General features: G+C 76.1%; 26 protein-coding genes and 2 tRNA genes. 16 read left to right on the top strand and 12 right to left on the bottom strand.

Translation table 11 applies throughout. The features are described 5' to 3' along the window. Nucleotides 1-20: 20 nt before the first annotated feature. Together sufU and Cpa01nite_RS05155 are read left to right on the top strand one after the other, a co-directional pair. Nucleotides 21-521, top strand: coding sequence for a Fe-S cluster assembly sulfur transfer protein SufU (gene sufU, locus Cpa01nite_RS05160; protein ID WP_203667672.1), 501 nt, complete (start codon nt 21-23; stop codon nt 519-521). Next, entirely contained in the window at nt 518-874 is a 357-nt protein-coding gene (locus Cpa01nite_RS05155) for a metal-sulfur cluster assembly factor (protein ID WP_203667671.1), read from the top strand. Before sufU ends, Cpa01nite_RS05155 begins: the two co-directional genes overlap by 4 nt. A 61-nt stretch (nt 875-935) precedes the next feature. Here Cpa01nite_RS05155 and ypfJ read toward each other — a convergent pair whose 3' ends face one another. The 4 genes from ypfJ to Cpa01nite_RS05135 form a co-directional block, all read right to left on the bottom strand. Beyond that, nucleotides 936-1,829 (bottom strand): KPN_02809 family neutral zinc metallopeptidase, encoded by an 894-nt coding sequence (gene ypfJ / locus Cpa01nite_RS05150; RefSeq protein ID WP_203667670.1) that lies wholly within the window; start codon nt 1,827-1,829, stop codon nt 936-938. A 234-nt stretch (nt 1,830-2,063) separates the two neighbouring features. Continuing rightward, on the bottom strand, nt 2,064-2,666 hold the full coding sequence (locus tag Cpa01nite_RS05145; protein WP_239068538.1) for an energy-coupling factor transporter transmembrane component T family protein: 603 nt from the start codon (nt 2,664-2,666) through the stop codon (nt 2,064-2,066). Continuing rightward, the gene (locus Cpa01nite_RS05140; protein WP_203667669.1) at nt 2,663-3,454 is read right to left on the bottom strand and encodes an energy-coupling factor ABC transporter ATP-binding protein; all 792 of its coding nucleotides are present in this window, start codon (nt 3,452-3,454) and stop codon (nt 2,663-2,665) included. The genes Cpa01nite_RS05145 and Cpa01nite_RS05140 overlap by 4 nt, the downstream gene beginning before the upstream one ends. Continuing rightward, nucleotides 3,451-4,119: a biotin transporter BioY gene (locus Cpa01nite_RS05135; RefSeq protein ID WP_203667668.1), complete on the bottom strand. Its 669-nt coding sequence runs from the start codon at nt 4,117-4,119 to the stop codon at nt 3,451-3,453. The genes Cpa01nite_RS05140 and Cpa01nite_RS05135 overlap by 4 nt, the downstream gene beginning before the upstream one ends. A 397-nt stretch (nt 4,120-4,516) precedes the next feature. On the opposite strand from Cpa01nite_RS05135, the gene abc-f reads away from it, so the two are divergent. Then, complete coding sequence (gene abc-f, locus Cpa01nite_RS05130; RefSeq protein ID WP_203667667.1) at nt 4,517-6,115, top strand: ribosomal protection-like ABC-F family protein; 1,599 nt, start codon at nt 4,517-4,519, stop codon at nt 6,113-6,115. Nucleotides 6,116-6,216: 101 nt separating this feature from the next. On the opposite strand, the gene Cpa01nite_RS05125 is transcribed toward abc-f, so the two are convergent. From Cpa01nite_RS05125 to Cpa01nite_RS05115, 3 genes are read right to left on the bottom strand one after another with little or no spacing between them, the layout of a single operon-like run. Beyond that, nucleotides 6,217-7,083, bottom strand: a complete 867-nt coding sequence (locus Cpa01nite_RS05125) for an SURF1 family cytochrome oxidase biogenesis protein (protein ID WP_239068537.1) — start codon at nt 7,081-7,083, stop codon at nt 6,217-6,219. Continuing rightward, nucleotides 7,080-7,364 (bottom strand): hypothetical protein, encoded by a 285-nt coding sequence (locus tag Cpa01nite_RS05120; RefSeq protein ID WP_203667666.1) that lies wholly within the window; start codon nt 7,362-7,364, stop codon nt 7,080-7,082. The genes Cpa01nite_RS05125 and Cpa01nite_RS05120 overlap by 4 nt, the downstream gene beginning before the upstream one ends. After that, nucleotides 7,361-7,828 (bottom strand): DUF3099 domain-containing protein, encoded by a 468-nt coding sequence (locus Cpa01nite_RS05115; RefSeq protein ID WP_203667665.1) that lies wholly within the window; start codon nt 7,826-7,828, stop codon nt 7,361-7,363. The genes Cpa01nite_RS05120 and Cpa01nite_RS05115 overlap by 4 nt, the downstream gene beginning before the upstream one ends. A 98-nt stretch (nt 7,829-7,926) precedes the next feature. On the opposite strand from Cpa01nite_RS05115, the gene Cpa01nite_RS05110 reads away from it, so the two are divergent. The 4 genes from Cpa01nite_RS05110 (at nt 7,927) to Cpa01nite_RS05095 (ending at nt 10,636) form a co-directional block, all read left to right on the top strand. Next, nucleotides 7,927-8,388: a GNAT family N-acetyltransferase gene (locus Cpa01nite_RS05110; RefSeq protein ID WP_203667664.1), complete on the top strand. Its 462-nt coding sequence runs from the start codon at nt 7,927-7,929 to the stop codon at nt 8,386-8,388. Nucleotides 8,389-8,557: 169 nt separating this feature from the next. After that, nucleotides 8,558-9,292: a beta-ketoacyl-ACP reductase gene (locus Cpa01nite_RS05105; protein WP_203667663.1), complete on the top strand. Its 735-nt coding sequence runs from the start codon at nt 8,558-8,560 to the stop codon at nt 9,290-9,292. Nucleotides 9,293-9,327: 35 nt separating this feature from the next. Further along, nucleotides 9,328-10,095, top strand: coding sequence for an enoyl-ACP reductase FabI (gene fabI, locus Cpa01nite_RS05100; RefSeq protein ID WP_203667662.1), 768 nt, complete (start codon nt 9,328-9,330; stop codon nt 10,093-10,095). Nucleotides 10,096-10,114: 19 nt separating this feature from the next. Continuing rightward, nucleotides 10,115-10,636 (top strand): SixA phosphatase family protein, encoded by a 522-nt coding sequence (locus Cpa01nite_RS05095; RefSeq protein ID WP_203667661.1) that lies wholly within the window; start codon nt 10,115-10,117, stop codon nt 10,634-10,636. A gap of 111 nt (nt 10,637-10,747) precedes the next feature. Here Cpa01nite_RS05095 and serB read toward each other — a convergent pair whose 3' ends face one another. Then, a complete protein-coding gene (gene serB / locus Cpa01nite_RS05090) occupies nt 10,748-11,392 on the bottom strand; it encodes a phosphoserine phosphatase SerB (RefSeq protein WP_373307327.1) in 645 nt (214 codons plus the stop codon). 49 nt (nt 11,393-11,441) lie between these two features. After that, nucleotides 11,442-12,683, bottom strand: a complete 1,242-nt coding sequence (locus tag Cpa01nite_RS05085; RefSeq protein WP_203667660.1) for a glucose-1-phosphate adenylyltransferase — start codon at nt 12,681-12,683, stop codon at nt 11,442-11,444. A gap of 70 nt (nt 12,684-12,753) precedes the next feature. Between Cpa01nite_RS05085 and glgA the strand changes: the two genes are divergently transcribed. After that, nucleotides 12,754-13,983 (top strand): glycogen synthase, encoded by a 1,230-nt coding sequence (gene glgA, locus Cpa01nite_RS05080; RefSeq protein ID WP_203667659.1) that lies wholly within the window; start codon nt 12,754-12,756, stop codon nt 13,981-13,983. Between the two features lie 35 nt (nt 13,984-14,018). Here the strand turns inward: glgA and Cpa01nite_RS05075 are convergent, their stop codons facing one another. After that, nucleotides 14,019-14,843: an Rv1486c family protein gene (locus tag Cpa01nite_RS05075; protein ID WP_203667658.1), complete on the bottom strand. Its 825-nt coding sequence runs from the start codon at nt 14,841-14,843 to the stop codon at nt 14,019-14,021. 55 nt (nt 14,844-14,898) lie between these two features. On the opposite strand from Cpa01nite_RS05075, the gene Cpa01nite_RS05070 reads away from it, so the two are divergent. The 3 genes from Cpa01nite_RS05070 (at nt 14,899) to Cpa01nite_RS05060 (ending at nt 17,687) form a co-directional block, all read left to right on the top strand. Next, nucleotides 14,899-15,684 carry an ABC transporter ATP-binding protein gene (locus tag Cpa01nite_RS05070; protein WP_203667657.1) on the top strand — a complete coding sequence of 262 codons (786 nt, stop codon included), beginning with the start codon at nt 14,899-14,901 and terminating at the stop codon, nt 15,682-15,684. A 190-nt stretch (nt 15,685-15,874) separates the two neighbouring features. Beyond that, nucleotides 15,875-16,357: an NfeD family protein gene (locus tag Cpa01nite_RS05065; RefSeq protein ID WP_203667656.1), complete on the top strand. Its 483-nt coding sequence runs from the start codon at nt 15,875-15,877 to the stop codon at nt 16,355-16,357. A 73-nt stretch (nt 16,358-16,430) separates the two neighbouring features. After that, complete coding sequence (locus Cpa01nite_RS05060; protein ID WP_203667655.1) at nt 16,431-17,687, top strand: SPFH domain-containing protein; 1,257 nt, start codon at nt 16,431-16,433, stop codon at nt 17,685-17,687. A gap of 222 nt (nt 17,688-17,909) precedes the next feature. Here the strand turns inward: Cpa01nite_RS05060 and Cpa01nite_RS05055 are convergent, their stop codons facing one another. Continuing rightward, nucleotides 17,910-18,542 carry an isochorismatase family protein gene (locus tag Cpa01nite_RS05055; RefSeq protein WP_203667654.1) on the bottom strand — a complete coding sequence of 211 codons (633 nt, stop codon included), beginning with the start codon at nt 18,540-18,542 and terminating at the stop codon, nt 17,910-17,912. A 70-nt stretch (nt 18,543-18,612) separates the two neighbouring features. Then, nucleotides 18,613-19,479 carry a putative protein N(5)-glutamine methyltransferase gene (locus Cpa01nite_RS05050; protein ID WP_239068536.1) on the bottom strand — a complete coding sequence of 289 codons (867 nt, stop codon included), beginning with the start codon at nt 19,477-19,479 and terminating at the stop codon, nt 18,613-18,615. 134 nt (nt 19,480-19,613) lie between these two features. Between Cpa01nite_RS05050 and Cpa01nite_RS18825 the strand changes: the two genes are divergently transcribed. From Cpa01nite_RS18825 to Cpa01nite_RS05025, 5 genes are all read left to right on the top strand, one after another. Beyond that, entirely contained in the window at nt 19,614-20,627 is a 1,014-nt protein-coding gene (locus tag Cpa01nite_RS18825; RefSeq protein ID WP_275406203.1) for a methyl-accepting chemotaxis protein, read from the top strand. Nucleotides 20,628-20,896: 269 nt separating this feature from the next. Next, nucleotides 20,897-20,969 (top strand) — tRNA-Leu (locus Cpa01nite_RS05040). Between the two features lie 90 nt (nt 20,970-21,059). Next, nucleotides 21,060-21,608, top strand: a complete 549-nt coding sequence (locus Cpa01nite_RS05035; protein WP_203667653.1) for a DUF2550 family protein — start codon at nt 21,060-21,062, stop codon at nt 21,606-21,608. A gap of 101 nt (nt 21,609-21,709) precedes the next feature. After that, nucleotides 21,710-21,781: transfer RNA gene (locus Cpa01nite_RS05030), tRNA-Gly, on the top strand. Between the two features lie 182 nt (nt 21,782-21,963). Continuing rightward, a complete protein-coding gene (locus Cpa01nite_RS05025; protein ID WP_203667652.1) occupies nt 21,964-22,794 on the top strand; it encodes a MurR/RpiR family transcriptional regulator in 831 nt (276 codons plus the stop codon). The last annotated feature ends 43 nt before the right edge of the window (nt 22,795-22,837 follow it).

The raw sequence follows: 22,837 nt of genomic DNA, 5'->3' as shown, positions 1-22,837 counted from the left end.
GAGAACGAGAGCTGCACCGCATGAGCACCGGCATGGAGCAGCTGTACCAGCAGCTGATCCTCGACCACGCCAAGCACCCCGCCCACCGGGGCGCGCAGGAGGCGTACGACGTCGAGGTCCACCACGTGAACCCCACCTGCGGGGACGAGGTGACGCTGCGCGTGCGCCTGGACGCCGGCGCGGCGGGCGGGCCGGTCATCGGCGAGCTCACCTGGACGGGCCAGGGCTGCTCGATCTCGCAGGCGTCCGCCTCGGTCATGTCCCAGGCCGTCGCCGGCGGGTCCGTCGAGCACGCGCTCGCCCTGTCCGACGACTTCCGCGAGCTCATGGACTCCCGCGGCGTGCTGCCGGAGAAGTTCGAGGGCGACGGGCTGGCCGAGGAGATGGAGGACGCCGTCGCGTTCGTCGGCGTCGCCCGCTACCCGGCCCGCATCAAGTGCGCCCTGCTCGGCTGGGCCGCCATGAAGGACGCGGTGGCGCAGGCCGCCGCGACGACCACCACCGGAGAGGACGGGCGATGAGCGACACCACCGTGTCCCCGCAGCAGGAGGGCGCCTCGCCGGCGCCCGTGAACGTCGCCGACGTCGAGGAGGCGCTGCGCGACGTCATCGACCCGGAGCTCGGCGTCAACGTCGTCGACCTCGGGCTGGTCTACGGCATCGCGATCGAGCAGGGCCGCAACGTCGTCATCGACATGACGCTGACCTCGGCGGCGTGCCCGCTGACGGACGTCATCGAGGACCAGGCCGGCACCTCCCTGGAGGGGCTCGTCGACTCGGTGCGGATCAACTGGGTCTGGATGCCGCCGTGGGGCCCGGAGAAGATCACCGACGACGGCCGCCAGATGATGCGGGCGCTGGGCTTCAACATCTGAGCCCTGGGTCGTCAGGACGCCGGGACAGGGTCATCCTGTCCCGGCGTCCCTGCGTCCGGGGTCAGAGCGACGCCGCGGCGAAGGTGTCGCAGGACTCGACCGTGCCGCCGTCGTACCCGGTGGTGAACCAGCGCTGGCGCTGCTCGCTCGAGCCGTGCGTCCAGGTGTCCGGGTCCACCCCGCCCGAGGACTGCTGCTGGATGTGGTCGTCGCCGACCGCGGCCGCGGCGGACAGCGCCTGGGCGAGCTCGTCCTGGGTGATCGGCTCCAGGAACGTCACGCCGGTGTCCGGGTCGACCGTCGTCGCCGCGTCGCCCGCCCACATCCCGGCGTAGCAGTCGGCCTGGAGCTCGACCCGCACCGAGTCGGAGTCGTCGCCGGTGCCGGACCGGTCCGCGCGGTCGAACACGCCGGTCAGCTGCTGGATGTGGTGCCCGTACTCGTGCGCGACCACGTACATCTCGGCGAGCGGCCCGCCCTGCGCGCCGTACTGCGACGCCAGCAGGTCGTAGAACGACAGGTCCAGGTAGATCGTCCGGTCCGGCGGGCAGTAGAACGGCCCCGTCGACGACGACGCGGCGCCGCAGCCGGTCTCGGTGGCGTCCTGGAAGGACACGACGGCGGGCTCGACGTCCGGGTCGCTGCTCAGGTCCGGGAGCGTGCGCTCCCAGTAGGCGTCGAGCGCCTGGACGGTCGCCGACAGCCGGCACTCCCGCTCGGCGTTGGCCTGCGCCGCGGTGCACTCGCCGATCTGCGCGACCTGCTCCGGGGCCCCGGCACCGCCGCCGTCGCCGCCGCCGAGCAGCTGCGCGGGGTTGCCGCCGAGCAGCGTCACGACCACCACGAGCACCAGCGTGCCGAGCCCGCCGCCGACCGCGATGCCGCGCCCGCGCCCACCACCGCTGCGGGACTGCACGCGCCCGCCCTCGAACCGGCCGCCGTCCTGGAACGTCATGCCGGGGACGCTAGCCCGGGGCGCGACGCCCCGCCCGCCGAGCGCGAGCAGCAGCGCCGCGCGGCGCCCCGACGCGGGCTGCTCCGGCGCCGCTCCGCTGCGCCGCCGCCCGCTGCGTCGAGCTTGCAGAAGATGCGCGCTTCAGCGCCGGGAACCCCGCATCTGCTGCAATCTCGGCGGGAAGTGGGCAGGGCGAGGCGAGAGCGGGGGGCGAGGCGGGGGCGGCGGCGGGCGTCAGTCGACGATGCCGCGCGCGGCCAGCGCCTCGCCGAGGTCCCGCGCCCGGCCGACGAGCCGCAGCACCGCCGGCGTCAGCCACACCCGCGGGTCCCGCTCGGCACCGCGCGCGCGGGCGGCGTCCCGGACCTCGTGCACGGTGCGGGCGATCTCCGGCACGGTCCGGAGCACCAGCGCCACCGCGAGGGCCACCAGGTCCGGCGGGACACCGACCCGGCGCAGCGGGCGCGCGGCGCGGGCGAGGGCGTCGAGCAGCCGGTCGGCGGGGGTCGTGGCGGTGACGACGGCCGCGGCCAGGACCAGGGTCAGCAGGTCGGCGACCACCTCGACCGCGGGTCCCCAGCCGCGCGCCCAGGCCTGGTACGCCCCGGCGAGCACCGCCGTGACGAGCACGGGCAGCATCCCGCGCGCCGTGGGCCGGGGCGGCAGCGCGGCGACGGCGGCCGTCACGACCGCGAGCCCGAGCAGCGCCAGCGACGCCGGTACGCCCCGGGTCGCCACGACCGCGATGCCGAGCAGCGCCAGGCCCGCGAGCTTCGCGCCGACCGGCACGCGGTCCAGCGGCGTGCGGGCGGTGCGGTGCGCACCGAGCAGCGTCACGCGAGGTCGTCCTCTGCGCGCGAGGTCGTCACACCTGTGTGACGACCTCGCGCGGGAGTGACGACCTCGGCAGCGTCGTCGACGGCCATCAGCGCGCGGTAGGCCTCGAGCGCCGGGCCGGGAGCGCCGTCGTGGACGACGAGGCCGCCGTCGACCACCAGCACGCGGTCGGCGCGCGCGGCGGCGTCGAGGTCGTGCGTCACCTGGACCACCTGCTGCGGCAGGTCGGCGAGCAGGGCGTCGACGACGCGGCGCCAGCGCAGGTCGAGCAGCGTCGTCGGCTCGTCGCAGACCAGCACCGCCGGCTCGGTGGCGAGCACGGCGGCGAGCGCGAGCAGCTGCCGCTGGCCGCCGGACAGCGCGCGCACGGGCAGGTCGGCGCGCGACTCCAGGCCGACGCGCGCGAGGGCCTCGCGGGCGCGCGCGTCGCGCTCCCGGGCCGGGACGCCGAGCCGGCGCAGCGACAGCGCGACGTCCTCCACGGGGGTCGGCATGACGACCTGCGCGTCGGGGTCGGTGAACAGGAACCCGACCCGGCGCCGCACGGCCGCCCCGTCGCGCGCGGTGTCCAGGCCGTCGACCCGCACGGCGCCCGCCGACGGCAGCGTGAGCCCGTTCAGCAGGCGGGCGAGCGTCGACTTGCCCGAGCCGTTCGCGCCGACGACGGCGACCCGGCGCTCGGTCAGCGTGGCGGTCACCGGGCCGAGCAGGGTCACGACCCGCTCGGCGCCCCGGCGGGTCTCGCCCGGGGCGTACGCGGTGACGACGGCGCCGTCGAGCTCGATCACCGGCCGCGCAGCAGGTCCGGGAAGGCGCGCAGCGCGGCGGCGGCGACCACGGCGGCGAGCGCGTTCTTGATCACGTCGCCGGGCAGGAACACGGCTCCGGCGGCGACGGCCTCGGACGCGGACAGCCCCAGGCGCCAGCCCAAGACCGCGATGCCCAGCGGGTGCACGACCAGCAGCGAGGCGGCGGTCGCGGCGCCGAACAGCGCGGGCACCCGCCACCGGCCGGGCGCGCGGCGGGCCAGCAGGCCGAACCCGCCGGCGATCGCGGCCGCGGCGGGGAACGCCAGCAGGTAGCCGGCCGACGGCGACGCCAGCACGCCGAGGCCGCCGACCGCGCCCGAGAACACGGGTACCCCGGCCAGCCCCACCGCGACGTACAGCAGCAGCGCGAGAGCGCCGCGGCGCGGCCCGAGCACCAGGCCGGTCAGCACGACGCCGAACGTCTGCAGGGTGATCGGCACCGCGCCGCCGGTCGGGATCGCGGGCAGGACGGCGCACACGGCGACGAACGCGGCGAACGTGGCGACCAGGGCGACGTCGGTGGCGACCGAGGCGCGGGCGACGGGGGCCGGGGCGGACGCGCCCGGCGCGACGTGCGCGGCTGCGGGCGACGGGGCGACGGCGGCGTCGGCCGCGGGGGCGGCGTCGGGGCGGTGCTCGGACATCGGACCTCGCGGGGTACGGGCGGCTGGGGGAGCGGCGCGCGCGGGGGCGGTCGCCGGACGCCACGCTAGTGCGCCGCGCGCCCGGCGGACCCTGCCGGGCTGGCCAACGCTCGGCGAGCGCCCCTGTCGACTTCCGCACCTCGGCGTCCACCGCGCCCGCGCGCAGCCCTGCCGACTTCGGCAGGTGCGTGCCGAGCTCGGCATCTCGGGCTGCCGAGACCGGCAGCGGAGTGCCGACCTCGGCGGGACGCACGCGGCGGGAGTGGGCGAGCGCACGGAATTCCCGTCCCGGTGCGGGCGCTGGGACTCGTAGGATGGGTGCGTTTGTGCCGGCCCGCGACGACGGGGCGCGCGGCATCGACCCGCGTGCACGGCGACAGGGAGCAGGGAAGACCGAGTGATCACCGTCCAGGGTGTCGAGCTGCGCGTGGGCGCGCGCGTGCTGCTGTCCGAGGCGACGTTCCGCGTCGCCGCGGGCGACCGGATCGGCCTCGTCGGCCGGAACGGCGCCGGCAAGACCACGCTGACCAAGACGCTGGCGGGGGAGACGCAGCCGACGGCCGGGCAGATCAGCCGCAGCGGCGACATCGGCTACCTGCCGCAGGACCCGCGCTCCGGCGACCTGTCCGACCTGGCAATGTCGCGCGTGCTGTCCGCGCGCGGCCTGGACCGGATCATCGAGCAGATGCGCGAGACCGAGGGCCTCATGGCCTCGACGGACGACGCGACGCGCGAGGCCGCCATGGAGCGGTACCCGAAGCTCGAGGCCCGGTTCACCGCCGGCGGCGGGTACGCGGCCGAGAGCGAGGCGCACCGGATCACGGCCAACCTCGGCCTGGACGACCGCGTGCTCGGCCAGCCGCTCAGCACCCTGTCCGGCGGCCAGCGCCGCCGCGTCGAGCTCGCGCGCATCCTGTTCTCCGGCAACGACACGCTGCTGCTCGACGAGCCGACGAACCACCTCGACGCCGACTCGATCGCCTGGCTGCGGGACTACCTCAAGACGTACCCGGGCGGCTTCGTGGTCATCAGCCACGACGTCGACCTGCTGCGCGCCACCGTGAACAAGGTGTTCCACCTGGACGCGAACCGCGGCGAGCTCGACCAGTACAACCTCGGCTGGGACGGCTACGTGCTGCAGCGCGAGACGGACGAGAAGCGCCGCCGGCGGGAGCGGGCCAACGCCGAGAAGAAGGCCGGCGCCCTGCTCGCCCAGGCCGACAAGATGCGCGCCAAGGCCACCAAGGCGGTCGCCGCGCAGAACATGGCGCGCCGCGCCGAGCGGATGCTGTCCGGGCTCGACGAGGTCCGCGCGTCCGACAAGGTCGCCAAGCTGCGGTTCCCCGAGCCCGCCCCGTGCGGCCGCACGCCGCTCACCGCGTCCGACCTGTCGAAGTCGTACGGCTCGCAGGAGGTGTTCGCGGGCGTCGACCTGGCGATCGACCGCGGCTCGCGCGTCGTCGTGCTGGGTCTCAACGGCGCCGGCAAGACCACGCTGCTGCGGATGCTCGCCGGCCTGCAGGAGTCGGACACCGGCGAGGTGAAGCCGGGCCACGGCCTCAAGCTCGGGTACTACGCCCAGGAGCACGAGACGCTCGACATGGACCGCACGGTCGTCGAGAACCTGCGGTCGTCGGCGCCGGACCTCACGGACACCCAGGTGCGGTCGGTGCTCGGCTCGTTCCTGTTCTCGGGCGACGACGCCGACAAGCCCGCCAAGGTGCTGTCCGGCGGCGAGAAGACCCGCCTGGCGCTCGCCTCGCTGGTCGTGTCGGCGGCGAACGTGCTGCTGCTCGACGAGCCCACCAACAACCTCGACCCGGCCAGCCGCGAGGAGATCCTCGCCGCGCTGCGCGGGTACACCGGGGCCGTGGTGCTGGTGAGCCACGACGAGGGGGCCGTCGAGGCGCTGAACCCGGAGCGGGTCGTGCTGCTGCCGGACGGCGACGAGGACCTGTGGAACCCGTCCTACCTGGACCTGGTCACGCTGGCCTGACGTCCGCGCGGCGCGCGCGCACCCCCCGAGTGGAAGATCCGGCCCGACACGCTTCGGCGTGTCGGGCCGGATCTTCCACTTGTCGGCCGAGTCGCCCGGCGTCAGCCGAGCTGCGAGTCGATCAGCGCGTCCTCGGTCTCCTCGTCGGAGGTGCGCCGGCGGCGCGACGGGGGCGTCGCGGGCCGCGGCGGGCGCGGGGCGTCCCCGTCGCCCGGGTCCGCCGCCTCGGCGGCGCCCTCCAGCAGCTCGCGCCGGGCCAGCCAGGCGAACGCGACGAGCGACCCCGCCGAGAACGTCCACCACTGGAACGCGTACGACAGGTGCGACCCGGGGTCGGTGCTGGGCGCCGGCAGGCCGCCGAGCGCGACGGCGGGCGCGGGCGTCTCCTCGACGAGCCCGCCGTAGCCGCCGAACGACGCCGCGGACGACCCGCCCGCGGCGAGCACCTGCCCGACGTTGATCGCCTGCACCTGGCCGGCGGGCGCGGACCGGCGGTCGGCGGGCTCGTCGGGGCGCAGGTGCACGGTGACGGCGACCTCGCCCGGCGGCGGGGCGGGGACGTCCAGCTCGCCGCTCGCGTCGTCGTCCCAGGCGACCCAGCCGCGGTCGACGACCAGCACGGACCCGTCCTCGAGCTCCAGCGGCGTGATCACGTGGAAGCCCGGCTGGCTGTTCACCGGGCGGTTGCGCAGCAGCACGGTCGCCTCGGCGTCGTAGACGCCGGTGACCGTCGCCTGGCGCCAGACGTCGCCGGGGTCGAGCGCCGCGCCCGGCGCGGGCAGCAGCTCCGCGAGCGGGACCGGCTCTGCGGAGTAGTTCTGCTCGACCAGCCGGATCGCCGCGTCCCGGTTCACGTGCCGGTGCCACTGCCAGCGGCCGAGGAACACGCACGCCACCGAGACGACCACCGCGAGCAGCACCAGGCCGATCGCGCGCCGGGCGGCCGGGTTGCCGCGCAGCAGCCTCACCGCAGCCCCGGCAGGCCGCCGAGCCCGGGCAGCCCGGGTCGCTCGCCGAGCTCCATCCGCGGCAGGTCGGCGACCGGGACCGTGTCCTGGTAGAACGCCCGCACCCGCAGGTACTCCTCGAGGTGCTCGCGGTGCTCGTCGCACGCCAGCCACACCTTGCGGCGCTCGGGCGTGTGCAGCCGGGGGTTGTTCCAGAGCACGCCCCAGGACGCGTCCGACCGGCACCCGCGGGCGCTGCAGACGAGGTCCTCGCCGACGGGGTCGGGCGTGGGCGCGGTCATCGGGTGCCTCCGGGGGTGTCGTCGCCGGGCGCGCCGGGCGGGGTCGGCCGGTCCGGCGCGTCGGGGTCGGGGTCGTCGCCCCACGGCTCGTCCGTCCAAGTGCCTTCGCCCCGCTGGTCGTCGTCGCCGGCGGCGCGCGACCCCGGCGGGGCGGCGGCGACCGGGCGAGTCGGCGGCGCCGCGTCCAGCTGGTGCGGGACGTACCCGACCGGGCCGACGTCGCGGCGCTCGCGGCCGGCGTTGGCGAACAGCACGGCGATGTACGGCAGGACGACCGCCCCGACGATCAGCACGAGGCTGACCCACCCCGGCACGCGCGTCCAGGTCAGGACGGCGACCACGAAGCACACCACCCGGATCCCCATCTGGATCAGGTAGCGGCGGGCCCGGCGCGCCTGGTCGGCGCCCAGGGGCTCGGGGGCGCTGGTGATGCTCTGCGCCGGTTCGGGGTTCCGCCTGCTCACACCTGATTCTAGGCGCCGCGGGGGACTTCGGTCCCGTCCGGGGGCGCGGTGCGGCCGTGACGCCGAGCACCCGGCGGGCCGCCCGCTACCGTCGGGCGATGCACCTGCGCCCCTACCGCCCCGACGACGCCGGCCCGACCCTCGACGTGTTCCGCCGCGCGGTCCGCGTGACGGCAGCGCGTGACTACACCCCCGAGCAGGTCGAGGCCTGGGCGCCCGACGACCTCGACGCCGCCGCGTGGGCGGCCCGCCGCGCCGCCGCCCGCACCCGCGTCGCCGAGCGGGACGGCGCGGTCGTCGGCTTCACCGACGTCGACCCGGCCGGGTACGTCGACATGCTGTTCGTCGACCCGGACGCGGCCCGGCAGGGGGTCGCCCGGGCCCTGCTGGCCTGGGCCGTGGAGACCGCCGTCGCCGACGGGGCGGCCGAGCTCACCACGCACGCGAGCGTCACCGCCCGCCCGTTCTTCGAGGCCCACGGCTTCGAGGTCGTCGCCGAGCAGCACCCCGTGCGCCGCGGGGTCGAGCTGACGAACTACCGGATGCGCCGGCCCCTCTGACCGCCCGCCTGGGGCGGGGTGGAGCGTCCTGCCCGACACGCACCGGTGTGTCGGGCAGGACGCTCCACCCGGGCCGCCGGCGATTGTGCGAACCGGACAACACCGGCCCGCCATCCTGTGCCGCGGCGGTGCCCCGCGGCCCGCGGGGCGTCGGCTAGCGTCGACTCCCGTGTCGGAGAACCCCCAGCCCACCAGCCCGGAGCCGCGCAGCGTGCTCGTGACCGGGGCCAACCGCGGCATCGGCCGCGCCATCGCCGAGCGGTTCGTCGCCAACGGCGACAAGGTCGCGACGATCGTCCGCAGCGGCGGCGCCCCGGACGGCGTGCTGGCGCTGACCGGCGACGTCACGGACACCGCGTCGGTCGACGCCGCGTTCGCCGAGGTCGAGGCCCAGCACGGCCCGGTCGAGGTCCTGGTGGCGAACGCCGGCGTGACCCGCGACGGCCTGCTCATGCGGATGAGCGACGACGACTTCCAGCAGGTGCTCGACGTGAACCTGACGGGCGTGTTCCGCTGCGTGCGCCGCGCCTCCAAGGGCATGATCCGGCTGCGCCGCGGGCGCATCGTCATGATCGGCTCGGTCGTCGGCCTGTACGGCAACGCCGGCCAGGTCAACTACACCGCGACGAAGGCCGGCCTGGTCGGCATGGCCCGCTCCGTCACCCGCGAGCTCGGCGGCCGCGGCATCACCGCGAACGTCGTCGCCCCCGGGTTCATCGAGACCCAGATGACCGCGGAGCTGCCGCAGGACCGCCAGGACGCCTACCTGTCGTCCATCCCCGCGGGCCGGTTCGGCGCGGTCGACGAGATCGCCGCCGCCGTCGAGTTCCTCGCCTCGCCCGCCGCCGGGTACATCTCCGGCGCCGTGCTGCCGGTCGACGGCGGCCTCGGCATGGGCCACTGACCTCCCTCCTTCCGCAACGAACGATCGGACACACCATGGGCCTGCTCGACGGCAAGAAGCTCCTCGTCACCGGCGTCCTCACCGACGGCTCCATCGCCTTCCACGTCGCCCGCCTCGCGCAGGAGGAGGGTGCGGAGGTCGTGCTGAGCTCGTTCGGCCGCCAGTTCCGCCTGACCCAGGCGATCGCCCGCCGGCTGCCGAAGGAGGCGCCGGTCGTGCAGCTCGACGTCACCGACGCCGACGACCTGGCCGCCCTGCCGGAGCGCGTGCGCGAGCACGTCGACCACCTCGACGGCGTCGTGCACTCGATCGGCTTCGCGCCGCAGTCCGTCATGGGCGGCAACTTCCTCGCCGCCGAGTGGGCCGACGTGGCCACCGCGCTCGAGGTGTCCGCCTTCTCGCTGAAGTCGCTGGCCACCGCGACGCAGCCACTGCTCACGAACGGCGGCTCGATCGTCGGCCTCACCTTCGACGCGCGGTTCGCCTGGCCGGTCTACGACTGGATGGGCGTCGCCAAGGCGGCCTTCGAGTCGACCTCCCGCTACCTGGCCCGCGACCTCGGCCCGCAGGGCATCCGCGTCAACGTGGTGTCCGCCGGCCCGATCCGCACCACGGCCGCGAAGTCGATCCCGGGCTTCGAGTCGATGGAGGGCGGCTGGGACGGCCGCGCGCCGCTCGGCTGGGACGTGCACGACCCGGAGCCGACCGCCCGCGCGGTCGCGGCGCTGCTGTCGGACTGGTTCCCGAAGACGACCGGGGAGATGGTGCACGTCGACGGCGGCGTGCACGCCATGGGCCAGTAGTCGTGGGACGCTGGTGCGCGTGACCCACGGCTCCGCGCACCAGCTCGTCCTGCTCCGCCACGCGAAGGCGGAGCACCCGGGCTCCCTCGACGACCAGCTCCGCCCCCTCGCCCTGACCGGGCGGAAGCAGGCGGCCGAGGTCGGCGTCGGGCTGCGGGCGGCGGGCCTGGTCCCGGACCTCGCGCTGGTGTCGTCGGCGCTGCGCACCCGGCAGACCTGGGACCTGGTGCGCGCCGGCCTCGAGCTGCCGGCCGAGACCGCGCGCCTGTCCGACGAGCTGTACGCCGCCGGCATCCGGCAGCTGCTCGGCCTGCTGCGCGCGCTCGACGAGTCTGCCGGCACCGTCCTGGTCGTCGGCCACGAGCCGACCGTCTCGCAGACTGCCGCCGCGCTCGCCGGCCCGGGGTCGGACGACGCGGCGCTCGCGCGGGTGCGGGTCGGGGTGTCGACCGCGTCGTACTCGGTGCTCGAGGTGCCGACGGCGTGGGCGGACCTGGAGCCGGACGGCGCCCGCCTGCTCCGGGTCGTCGACCCGGCCTGACCCGTGACCGGGTCTCGGCTCGGCGAGGTCGTCACATCCGCGCGAGGTCGTCATTCGTGACTGACGACCTCGTCGTCTTCTGACGACCTCGCGCCCCGGGGCCGGGTCGCCTCAGGCGAACGGCGGCAGGTCCAGCACCGCGTCCAGCCGGTCGCGCACGACCGCGTCGGCCTGCTCGCACACCACCGGCTTCGCGTTGAACGCGATGCCGAAGCCCGCGGTCGCCAGCATGTCGAGGTCGTTCGCCCCGTCGCCGATCGCGATCGTGCGCTCCAGCGGCACCCCGGACTCGGCGGCGTACTCGCGCAGCGTGCGGGCCTTCACGGCGCGGTCCACCACCTCGCCGGCGACGCGCCCGGTCAGCGCCCCGTGCTCGACCTCGAGCGCGTTCGCGTGGAACCGCGGGATGCCGAGCCGGGCGGCGAGCGGCCCGACGACCTCGACGAACCCGCCCGACACCAGCCCGACCGGCCACCCGCGCCGGTCCAGCTCGGCCAGCAGCTCGGCCGCACCGGGCGTGACGACGACCTCGGCGAGCACCGTGTCGAACACCGACACCGGCAGCCCGGCCAGCGTCGCGACCCGCGCGCGCAGCGACTCCGTGAAGTCGAGCTCGCCGCGCATCGCGCGCTCGGTGATCTCGGCGACCTCGGCCCGCGACCCGGCGTGGTCGGCCAGCAGCTCGACCACCTCCTGGGTGATGAGCGTGGAGTCGACGTCCATGACGACGAGGCGGGTCGGTCGCGGCTGGCTCACCCGGGCAGGCTAGCGGGACGCGCCCCGGCGGTGCGGGGCGTGTCCACGCTCACAGCTCGACGACGGCGCCCTTCGGCACGACCGTGATACCGGACTCCGTCACGGTGAACCCGCGCTCGAGGTCCTGCTCCCGGTCGATGCCGACCCGGGCCCGCTCGTGCACGACGACGTTCTTGTCGAGGATCGCGCGGTGCACCTGGGCGTACCGGTTGACGATGACGCCGTCCATCAGCACCGAGTCGGTCACCTGTGCCCAGGAGTGCAGGTAGACGCCCGGCGACAGCACGGACCCCGACACCGTCGCGCCGGACACGATCACGCCGGGCGACACGATGGAGTCGGCCGCGTGGCCCAGGCGCCCCGCGCCGGCGTGCACGAACTTGGCCGGCGGCAGCCCGGTGTACCCGGTGTAGAGCGGCCAGGCGTCGTTGTAGAGGTTGAACACCGGCTCGATCGAGATGAGGTCCTGGTTCGCGTCGTAGTACGAGTCGAGCGTCCCGACGTCGCGCCAGTACTGGCGGTCCCGGTCGGTCGACCCCGGCACGTCGTTGTGGATGAAGTCGTAGACCGACGCCGTGCCGCGCTCGACGAACGCGGGGACCAGGTCGCCGCCCATGTCGTGCCGGCTGTTCGGGTTCTCGGCGTCCTCGGTGACCGCGCGGATGAGCGCGTCGGTGTTGACGACGTAGTTGCCCATCGACGCGAGGATCTCGCCGGGGGAGTCGGGCAGCCCGACCGGGTCGGACGGCTTCTCCCGGAACGCGGTGATCTTCGTCGGGTCGTCCGGCGCGGTCTCGATGACGCCGAACTGGTCGGCCATCGCGATCGGCTGCCGGATGCCGGCCACGGTCATCTCGGCGCCGGTCGCGATGTGCTGGTCGACCATCTGCGAGAAGTCCATGCGGTACACGTGGTCGGCGCCGACCACGACGACGATGTCGGGCCGCTCGTCGTCCAGGATGTTGAGGCACTGGTAGATCGCGTCGGCGCTGCCGAGGTACCAGTGCTTGCCGACCCGCTGCTGCGCGGGGACGGGGGAGACGTAGTTGCCCAGCAGGGTGGACATGCGCCAGGTCTTCGAGACGTGCCGGTCGAGGCTGTGCGACTTGTACTGGGTCAGCACGATGATGTGCAGGTACCGCGAGTTGACGAGGTTCGACAGGGCGAAGTCGACGAGGCGGTAGATGCCCCCGAACGGCACGGCCGGCTTGGCGCGGGCGGCGGTCAGCGGCATGAGCCGCTTGCCCTCTCCACCTGCGAGGACGATTGCCAGGATGCGCGGCGCTGCCATGCCCCGACCGTAGTGCCACGACCTGCCACTCGGCGAGGCGAACTGCCCGGCACGCGCTAGCGTGTCGCGCGTGAGAGTCGACCTGCTGACCCGGGAGTACCCGCCGCACGTCTACGGAGGCGCGGGGGTCCACGTGGCGGAGCTCGCCGCGGTGCTGCAGCGCAGCGTCGACGTGCGCGTGCACTGCTTCGACGGGCCCCGCGACGAGCCCGGCGTCACCGGTTACGACGTGCCCGGCGCGCTCGGGGACGCGAACCCCGCGCTGGCCACCTTCGGGGTCGACCTGGCGATCGTCGACGGCGTGGGCCGGCACGGGCACGGCGACGGCCCGGCGACCGACCTCGTGCACTCGCACACCTGGTACGCGAACCTCGCCGGCCACCTGGCGTCGCTGCTGCACGGCGTCCCGCACGTGGTGTCCGCGCACAGCCTCGAGCCGCTGCGCCCCTGGAAGGCGGAGCAGCTCGGCGGCGGCTACGCGCTGTCGTCCTGGGCGGAGAAGACCGCGTTCGAGTCGGCCGCCGCGGTGATCGCCGTGAGCGCGGGCATGCGCGCGGACATCCTGCGCTGCTACCCGGGCATCGACCCGGAGAAGGTCCGGGTCGTGCACAACGGCATCGACCTCGCGGGCTGGCGCCGCCCGGAGACGGACGACGAGTGGGCCGCGGCGCGCGACGTCGCGCGGGTCATTGGGATCGACCCGGACCGGCCGGCGGTCGTGTTCGTCGGGCGGATCACCCGGCAGAAGGGCCTGCCGTACCTGCTGCGCGCCGCCGAGCAGCTGCCCCCCGAGGTGCAGCTCGTGCTCTGCGCCGGCGCGCCGGACACCCCCGAGATCCTCGCCGAGGTGACCGGCCTGGTCGAGCAGCTGCGCGCGAGGCGCGACGGCGTGGTGTGGATCGACCGGATGCTGCCGCGCGACGAGCTCGTGGCTGTGCTCGCGACCGGCACCGTATTCGCCTGCCCGTCGGTGTACGAGCCGCTGGGCATCGTCAACCTCGAGGCGATGGCCGTCGGGCTGCCCGTCGTCGGCACCGCGACCGGCGGGATCCCCGAGGTCGTCGACGCGGGGACGACCGGCTGGCTGGTGCCGATCGAGCAGGTGCAGGACGGCACCGGGACGCCCGTCGACCCGGACCGGTTCGTCGCCGACCTGGGGGCGGCGCTCGCGGAGGCCGTGTCCGACGCCGAGCGCGCCCGCGCCTGGGGCGTCGCGGCGCGGCGGCGGGTCGAGGACCACTTCTCCTGGGACGCGATCGCCGACCGCACGCTCGAGGTGTACCGCTCCGTCCTGCGCTGACGGGGCGCCCGCGGGGCGGGCAGGGCCGGGGGCCGTCAGGCCCGGCGGGGGTCCGGCGCGTCGTGGGCCGGGTGCGTCGCGACCGCCAGCGCGCGGCGCGCGGCCCGGTCGACGTCCCGCAGCGCCGTCGTGCGCTGGTCGGCCTGCCACAGGTTGACCGCGGCGCCGTCGTCGGCGGTCGCGAGGTCGACGATCGCGCGCAGCCGAAGCGCCGACCCGATGACCCGCACCCGGCGCGGGTCGAGCCCCGGCGGGAGGACCCCGCGGGCGTCCGGGGTGTCCCGCAGCGCGGCGATCCGCTCGGCCGCGTCCGGGCGCCAGCGCGCGACGTCCAGCGCGGTCAGCGCCTCGGTGGCCCGGGTCAGCGCGGTGGTGAGCTCGCGCTCCGCCTCCGCGAGCGTGCCGACGTGCCCGACCAGGGCGGTCCGCCACGGGGCGACCGCGCGCACCTCCCACGTCACCAGGTGGCCGGCCTCGTACACGCTGCCGAACACCTCGACGCGCGGCACCGCGGCGTAGTCGCCGTCGGGCGTGCTGACCAGCACGGCCTCGCCGGCGGCCTGCGCGGCCCCTGCCACCCGGGCCGGCGCGCCCGCGGGGTCGCCGGGTGCCGGGAGCACGGCGGCGACGACCCGCGGCCCGCTGGCCCAGGCGGCGACCAGGTCGGCGAGCGTGACCGAGCCGCGCGCGCCGTCGTCCAGCCCGGGCACGTCGGCGTCCGGCACGGCGACGCGGTGCGGCTCGTCGTCGCCCTGCACGGCCGCCAGGGTGCGCTGGACGGGGTCGGCGCCCGCGCCCGCCCGGTCGAGCCACAGGGCGAGGCGGACGGAGCGGGGGAGGGCGAGGGCGGTGCGGTCCACGCCACCAACGTACGTCCACGTCGGGGGCGCTCCGGGCGGCTAGGGTCTGGTGTCCATGACCGACGTGCTCGACCTGCAGGACGTGACCATCCGCCGCGGCACCACGACGATCCTCGACGGGCTGTCCTGGACGGTCCGCGAGGGCGAGCGCTGGGTGGTGCTGGGCCGCAACGGCGCGGGCAAGACGACGGTGCTCCAGGTGGCCTCCGGCCGCATGCACCCGACGTCCGGCACGGCGGACCTGCTGGGCTCGCGCCTCGGGCGGGTCGACGTGTTCGAGCTGCGCCCGCGGATCGGCCTGGCCAGCGCGGCGCTCGCGGAGCGGATCCCGGGCGGCGAGATCGTCAAGGACGTGGTGCTGACGGCGGCGTACGGGGTGACCGGGCGCTGGCGCGAGGCCTACGAGTCGGTCGACGAGGCGCGGGCCGCGGACCTCATGGCGGCGTTCGGCGTCGAGCGGTTCGCGGACCGGCGGTACGGCACGCTGAGCGAGGGCGAGCGGAAGCGGGTGCAGATCGCCCGCGCGCTGATGAGCGACCCGGAGCTGCTGCTGCTCGACGAGCCGGCCGCCGGCCTGGACCTGGGTGGGCGCGAGGAGCTGGTCGCGGCGCTGGCCGAGCTCGCCGCCGACCGCCGGTCGCCGGCGCTGGTGCTGGTCACGCACCACGTCGAGGAGATCCCGCCGGGCTTCACGCACCTGCTGCTGCTCGCCGACGGCACGGTGCACGCGGCCGGTCCGGTGGCCGAGGTGCTCACGTCGGAGAACCTGTCCGGCGCGTTCGGCACCCCGCTCGAGGTCGAGCGGTCCGGCGACCGGTGGACGGCGCGCGGGCGGCGCTGACGCGGCACGCGTAGCGTCACCGGCGGCGGGCCGGAGGTGCGTGTCCGGTTCGTCCCCGTGGCCGAGAGGTGCCCGGATTCCCTCACGGATCGGTCAAGGGATCGTCTAGGATCGGTGGTGAGCGGCCGCTCGCCGGCCGCCGCGACGGACGACGGCGCCCGGTGACGGGCGCAGCTGGGAGGGGCCGACGATGGACTGGCTGTGGTGGCTGGGCGGGGCGCTCCTGCTGGGCGTCGCCGAGATGTTCTCGCTCGACCTGATCTTCCTCATGCTGGCCGGCGGCGCGCTGGCCGGAGCCGGCGCCGCGGCCCTCGGGGCCCCGCTGGCGGTGCAGATCATCGTGGCCGCGTTCGCCGCGCTGCTGCTGCTGTTCGCGCTGCGGCCGTTCCTGCTGCACAGCCTGCGGCTGCGGACCCAGCTGGTCGAGACCAACTCGGCGGCGCTCGTCGGCCGCGCGGCGACCGTCGTCGCCCCGACCGACGCGACCGGCGGTCGCGTGAAGCTCGCGGGCGAGGTGTGGTCGGCGCGGGCCCTGGTGGTCGGCGCCTCGTTCGACACCGGCGCGGTGGTCCGCGTGGCGCGGATCGACGGCGCGACCGCGGTGGTCGAGTCCGCCGGTGACCGCCCGGTCGTCGAGGACCCGGGCGCGCCCGGAGCCCCCGCGGGCATCTGACGGACGGCGGCGGCCGACCGGTCGCCGCCGCGCACGTGACGGCCCCACCGGGCCGCGGCTGGGAGGAGACGCAGTGGACGACCCGAGCATCGGCACGATCGTGGGGTGGGTGCTCCTCGGCATCCTCGTCATCTTCGTCGTCGTGACCCTGGCGCGGGCGGTGCGGGTCGTCCCGCAGACCGTCGCGCTGCTCGTCGAGCGGCTGGGCCGGTACCACCGGACCATGGACGCCGGCCTGCACCTCATCATCCCGTTCATCGACCGCGTCCGGGCCGGCGTCGACCTGCGCGAGCAGGTGGTGTCCTTCCCGCCGCAGCCCGTGATCACCTCCGACAACCTCGTCGTGAGCATCGACACCGTCATCTACTTCCAGGTGACCGAGCCCAAGTCCGCGGTGTACGAGATCGCGAACTACATCACCGGCATCGAGCAGCTCACGGTGACCACGCTCCGCAACGTCATCGGCTCGATGGACCTCGAGCAGACGCTGACCAGCCGCGACCAGATCAACGGCCAGCTCCGCGGCGTGCTCGACGAGGCGACGGGCAAGTGGGGCATCCGCGTCAACCGCGTCGAGCTCAAGAGCATCGACCCGCCCGCGTCCGTGCAGGGCGCGATGGAGCAGCAGATGCGCGCCGAGCGCGACCGCCGCGCCGCGATCCTCACCGCCGAGGGCGTGAAGCAGTCGCAGATCCTCACCGCCGAGGGCGAGAAGCAGGCCGCGATCCTCCGCGCCGAGGGTGCCGCGCAGTCCGCGATCCTCACCGCCGAGGGCGAGTCCCGCGCGATCCTCCAGGTGTTCGACGCCGTCCACCGCGGCGACGCCGACCCCAAGCTGCTGGCCTACCAGTACCTGCAGGCGCTGCCGAAGCTCGCCGCCACCCCCGCGAACAAGGTGTGGATCGTGCCGTCCGAGCTGACCGGGATGCTGGGCCAGTTCACGCAGGGCTTCGCGGGCGCGTTCGGCGGCGCGGGTGGCGGCGCGGCCGAGGGCGACGGCGCCGGCACGGGCGGCAGGGCCCGGGGCGAGTCCCCGCTCGGCCCCGACGACCTGCCGCCGGTCGCGCTGACCGACCCGAAGGAGGCGCTGGCCGAGGCCCGGCGCGAGTCCGAGGCCGCCACCGCCGACGCCACCAGCGCCGGCACGTTCAGCGGCCGGCCGTTCGACCCGGTCGCCGAGGCCGGGCAGCGGCCGCAGCCCGGCGGGACGCGGCGCGAGCAGCGGACGGGGCCGGACCAGGGCGGGGGCGGCGGGGTGCCGCCCGTGCCGCCGGTGGATCCGGAGCCGCCGGCCCCCGGCGCGGGCCCCGTGGCGCCGCCCGCGCCGTGACCGCACGCCGCGCCCGCTGACGCCGGCGCGCGGCCGCCCCCGGCGACGCCCGTCGCACCCGCGAGGTGCGGCGGGCGTCGCCGCGCCCGCCGGGCGGAGGGGCGACGTCCGCGCGCGCCGAGATAGGTCCTTCGCGGCGACGTAGGACGGTCGAGAGCCCTATCTCGGCGTGGATGTCCTATCTCGGCGAACGTGGCGGCCAGGGACGGGCGCCGCGCACGGTCAGCGCGCGTCGGACGTCGTCAGCGTGACCCCGCGCGCGGCGAGCCGGGTCAGCGCGTCGATGGTCGTCCGCACGCCGACGCCCGCGGTCAGGTCCGTGAGCACCCGCACGTCGAACCCGGCGTCCAGCGCGTCGAGCGCCGTCGCCGTCACGCAGTGGTCGGTCGCGAGCCCGACGACGTCCACGCCGTCGACCGCCTGCGCCCGGAGCGTGTCCGCCAGGCCCGCGGGCGCGGCGTCGGCGAGCGCGCCGGCCCCCGCCGCGGACTCGGCCGGCGTCACCACGCCCTCGAACCCCGAGTAGTCCTGCCGCCCCTGGCCCTTGCGCACGTGCACGGTGCCCTCGGGCAGCCGCAGCGCCGGGTGGTACGCCGCGCCGGCGGTGTCCCGCACGCAGTGCTCGGGCCAGGTGGCGACGTAGTCCGGGTCGGCGCCGACGGCGAAGTGCCCGGCGTTGTCGTGGGGGAGCGGCTCGTGCCAGTCGGCGGTGGCGACCACCACGTCGTAGGCGTCGCCGGCGCGGGACAGGAGGTCGCTCACCTGCTCGGCGACGGCCGCGCCGCCCGCCACCGCCAGGGCACCGCCCTCGCAGAAGTCGTTCTGCACGTCCACCACGATCAGCGCCCGGCCCACCGCGACCTCCTCGCGTCAGGGGCGCCCCTTGCGCCCGTGCCGTCCACCCTAGGCGCGCCGGCGGCCCGCGCTACGCGGCACGGCGGGACGCGACGACGACCGTGCCGTCCAGGTCGTCGTCGTGCACCACCCGCACCGCGAGCCCCTGGCCCTCGCACGCCGCGGCGGTCGCGCCGGCCTGCCGCACGCTCGTCTCGATCAGGAGGTGCCCGCCGGGCGCGAGCCAGCGAGGCGCGGCCGCGGCCACCCGTCGGTGCAGGTCCACGCCGTCCGCGCCGCCGTCCAGCGCCGCGCGCGGCTCGTGGTCGCGGGCCTCGGGCGGCATGTGCGCGATCTCGGCGGTCGGCACGTAGGGGGCGTTGGCCACGAGCACGTCGACCCGGCCCGCCAGGTCGTCGGGCAGGGGCGCGTCGAGGTCGCCGAGCAACACGGTCGCGCCGGCGGGGCCGAGGGCCGCGGCGTTCCGGCGCGCGCACGCCACCGCCGCCGGGTCGAGGTCGACGGCCCACAGGGCGACGCCCGGGCGCTCCGCGGCGATCGCCAGCCCGACGGCGCCGGTGCCGCAGCACAGGTCGACGACGGTCGCACCGGCACCGGCACCCGCACCGGCACCGGCACCGGCACCGGCACCCGCACCGGCACCGGCACCGGCACCGCCCAGCGCCCGCACCGCCTCGCGGACCAGCAGCCCCGTCCGCGCGCGCGGCACGAACACCCCGGGCGCCACGCCGACCCGCAGCCCGCGGAACTCCGCCCACCCGACGACCTGCTCGAGCGGCTCGCCGCCGACCCGCCGCTCGGTCATCCGGTCGAGCGCGGCGGGATCGCCGGCCTCGGCGGCGAGCAGCGCCGCCTCGTCCTCGGCGAACACGCAGCCCGCGGCGCGCAGCCGGCCGACGAGGGTGGCCAGCGCGGCGGGTTCCAGGGTGACGGGCACGGCGGGCACCTTACGCCGCCGGCGCCCGCCGACCACCCGCGCAATTCGCCCCACCGACCCGCTCAGCAGCGCGGTCGTCCGGCCGATAGGTCCGGCGGCGGGGGGAAGCGATTGCCCATCGAAGGGGACGTGTCGTGCCGCAACGGGTCGTGCGCCTGGCCGACGAGGTCGGCCGGGTCACCGGTGAGAAGCTGCAGGGGATCGAGCAGGTCGCCCGCAGCACCAAGATGCTCGCGCTGAACGCGCTGATCGAGTCCGCGCGCGTCGGCGAGGCCGGCGCCGGGTTCGCCGTCGTCGCGCGCGAGGTCGGGGAGATCGCCGACCGCGCCCGGGCGCTGTCCGAGGAGCTGTCGTCCGAGCTGCGGCCGCGGATCGACGAGCTGACCGTGCTGGGGCACGAGCTCGTCGGCCGGGTGCGCGGCCAGCGGCTCGCGGACCTCGCGCTCAACGTCATCGAGCTGATGGACCGCAACCTGTACGAGCGGTCGTGCGACGTCCGGTGGTGGGCGACCGACGCCGCGCTGGTCGAGGCGCTGACCACCGGCGAGGGCGCCGCGGCGCAGCACGCGGCGGAGCGGCTCGGCACCATCCTGCGCAGCTACACCGTGTACCTCGACCTCTGGCTCGCCGACGCCGACGGTCGCGTGGTCGCCCGCGCCGGCGGCGACCGCGGCGGCCGGGCGCTGGGCACGGACGTCGGCGACGAGCCCTGGTTCCGCGCCGCGATGGTCACCCGCACGGGCGACGACTACGCCGCGCTGGACGTCGCGCCGCACCGGGAGCTCGGGGCGCTCACCGCGACGTACGCGACGGCGGTCCGCGAGGGCGGACGCGCGAACGGCCGGCCCGTGGGCGCGCTCGGGGTGTTCTTCGACTGGGAGCGGCAGGCGCAGGCGATCGTCGACGGGGTCCGGCTCGCGCCCGACGAGCGCGAGAGCACCCGGGTGCTGATCCTCGACCGCTCCGGGCTGGTGCTCGCGGCGTCCGACCGCGCGGGCGTGCTCACGGAGCGCGTCCACCTGCGCACCGGCGACCGGACGACCGGCGCCTACGACGAGGACGACCGCACCGTGGGGTTCGCGGCGACCCCCGGGTACGAGACGTACGAGGGCCTCGGCTGGTACGGCGCGCTGGTGCAGCGGGGCTGAGCACGCCGCGGCGGGACATCGGGAGCGGGGCGACCGGGTCGCCGTCCTCGGCCGACGGCGCGCACCGTCGGTGCGCACCGTCGGTGCGGCACCGGTCCGGCGGCGGGGCGCGGGTGTGCTGCCCCGGAGCCCCGCCGCCGCGTCCCGCGGACCCCTCCGACCGCCGGACCGGCCCAGTGCAGCACCCGGGCGCGGTTGAGTGGCGGCGGCGTGGGGCCCGTTGGGTGGTCGGTCCGGGCGCGGCGTCCGCGCCGGTAGCCTGGTGCGGCGCCCCGGTAGCCCAACGGCAGAGGCAATCGGCTCAAACCCGATCCAGTGTGGGTTCGAATCCCACTCGGGGCACCGCGCCACCCGCTCGTGCGACGTGGCGAGCGGCAGGACCGCCTGCCCGTTCCGGCCCCGGCGACGGGCCCGGGCCGCCATTATGATCGGGTGACCCCTCTGCGCACGACCGTCCTGGTGGCCCTGCTCGCCGGCGTGCTCGGGGCCCTGGCCGCCGCCGCGGTCGGCCGGTGGGTGCTGCACGAGGAGGACCTCACGTCCGCCTGGCTGATCGGTGCCGGGACGGCGATCGGCGTCGGCGTCGGCACCCCGCTCGCGCGTGCCCTCGACACGCGCCGGACCGCCGCCGGCGCGCGTCGGGGCCGGTTCGAGGTGTCGGTGCGGTCGACCGGTGGCGACCCGGGTGTGGGCCCGCGCTGGGTCGCGGGGCGGCTCGACCTCGACGAGGACCGCGTCATGCTGGTGCGGTTCGCGCTCGGCATGCGCCCGCCGCCGCGGCCCGCGGTCCGGCTCGCGCTCACCGGGGTGCGCCGGGCCGGACGCCGCACGCCGCGGTCGGGCCTGCGCGTCCTGCCGGGCCTGGAGGTCGTCGAGCTCGCCGGCTCCCGCGGCACGGTCGAGGTGGCGGTCGAGCCCGCGTCGGCCGACCGGCTCGTCGAGCGGCTGTCCGTGCTCGCCGACCGCGGCGCCACCGCCTGACGCGCGGCCGCGCGGCGCGGCGCGGTTTCGCGATCCGGCTGCGCGCCCTGTACTGTCCTATCTCGCCTCGCGGCCCGGGAACGGGTCGAGGACGAGGCCGTGCGGACGTGGCTCAGTGGTAGAGCATCACCTTGCCAAGGTGAGGGTCGCGGGTTCGAATCCCGTCGTCCGCTCCGGATCGCAGCGCCCCGGCACCCCGTGCCGGGGCGCTGCGTCGTTCCGGGACGGCCCTCGGCGCCTCCGGGCGACCCTCCGGCGCACCTCGGCTGACCCCGGCACGGCGGGTCGGTGAACGGCACGTGAACGTGCGCCACTTGCGCTCGATGCAAGTGCGGTTGCACCTAGCGTCCCGGTCGTGCTCATCACCGACCTGGCGAAGAACCACGGCGACCGGCTCACCGCGACCGACCGCCGCCTCGTCGCCGTGCTCCAGGCCCGGCCGGCCGAGGCCGCGTTCTGGTCCGCCGCCGACCTGACGGAGCCTCTCGGGCTGCACCAGTCGGCGGCGACGCGCATGGCGCAGCGCCTCGGCTACGACGGCTACCCCCGGCTGCGCGACGCGCTGCGCGGGGACTACCTCGCCGGCGACGGCCCGTCGCAGCGCGTCCGCGGCCGGCTCGAGCGGCACCCCGACGACGTCCTGCGGGGCCTGGTCGAGGACGAGGTGGCCGCGCTCGGCGAGGTGACGCGGCACGTCACGCAGAGCGAGCTCGACGACCTCGCCGACCGGATCGCGGACGCCGGGCGGGTGCACGTGTTCGGGCACGGCAACGCGACGGTCCTGGTCGAGCTGCTCGTGCGACGCCTGCGGCGCTCCGGTGTGCACGCGGTGGCCCTGGTCGGCTCCGACCGCGACCTCGCGGAGCACCTGGCGTCGCTCGGCGCGGGCGACGTGCTGCTCGCCTGCGCGTTCCGGCGCGTCCCTCGCCCGCTGCCGACCCTGCTCGAGGCGGCGGCCGAGCGCGGCGCCCACTCGGCCCTGCTCACCGACACCCTGCTGTCGCTGTCCCCGCAGCCGGACACGGTGCTCGCCGCGCCGCGCGGGCGGGACGACGCCTTCCTCTCGCTGACCGTGCCGATGGCGATCGCGAACGCCCTCGTGCTCACCCTCGCCCGCCGCGCGCCCGAGCGCGCCCTGGGCTCCCTCGACCGGCTCGGACGGCTCCTGGAGCGGTTCGACTCCTGACGCCGCGGCGCGTCCCGCACGCCACCCCCGCACCACCCCTTCA

Source organism: Cellulomonas pakistanensis (assembly GCF_016862755.1).
GTDB classification, from domain to species: Bacteria; Actinomycetota; Actinomycetes; order Actinomycetales; family Cellulomonadaceae; genus Cellulomonas; species Cellulomonas pakistanensis.
This window is presented reverse-complemented; position numbering and strand designations above follow the sequence as displayed.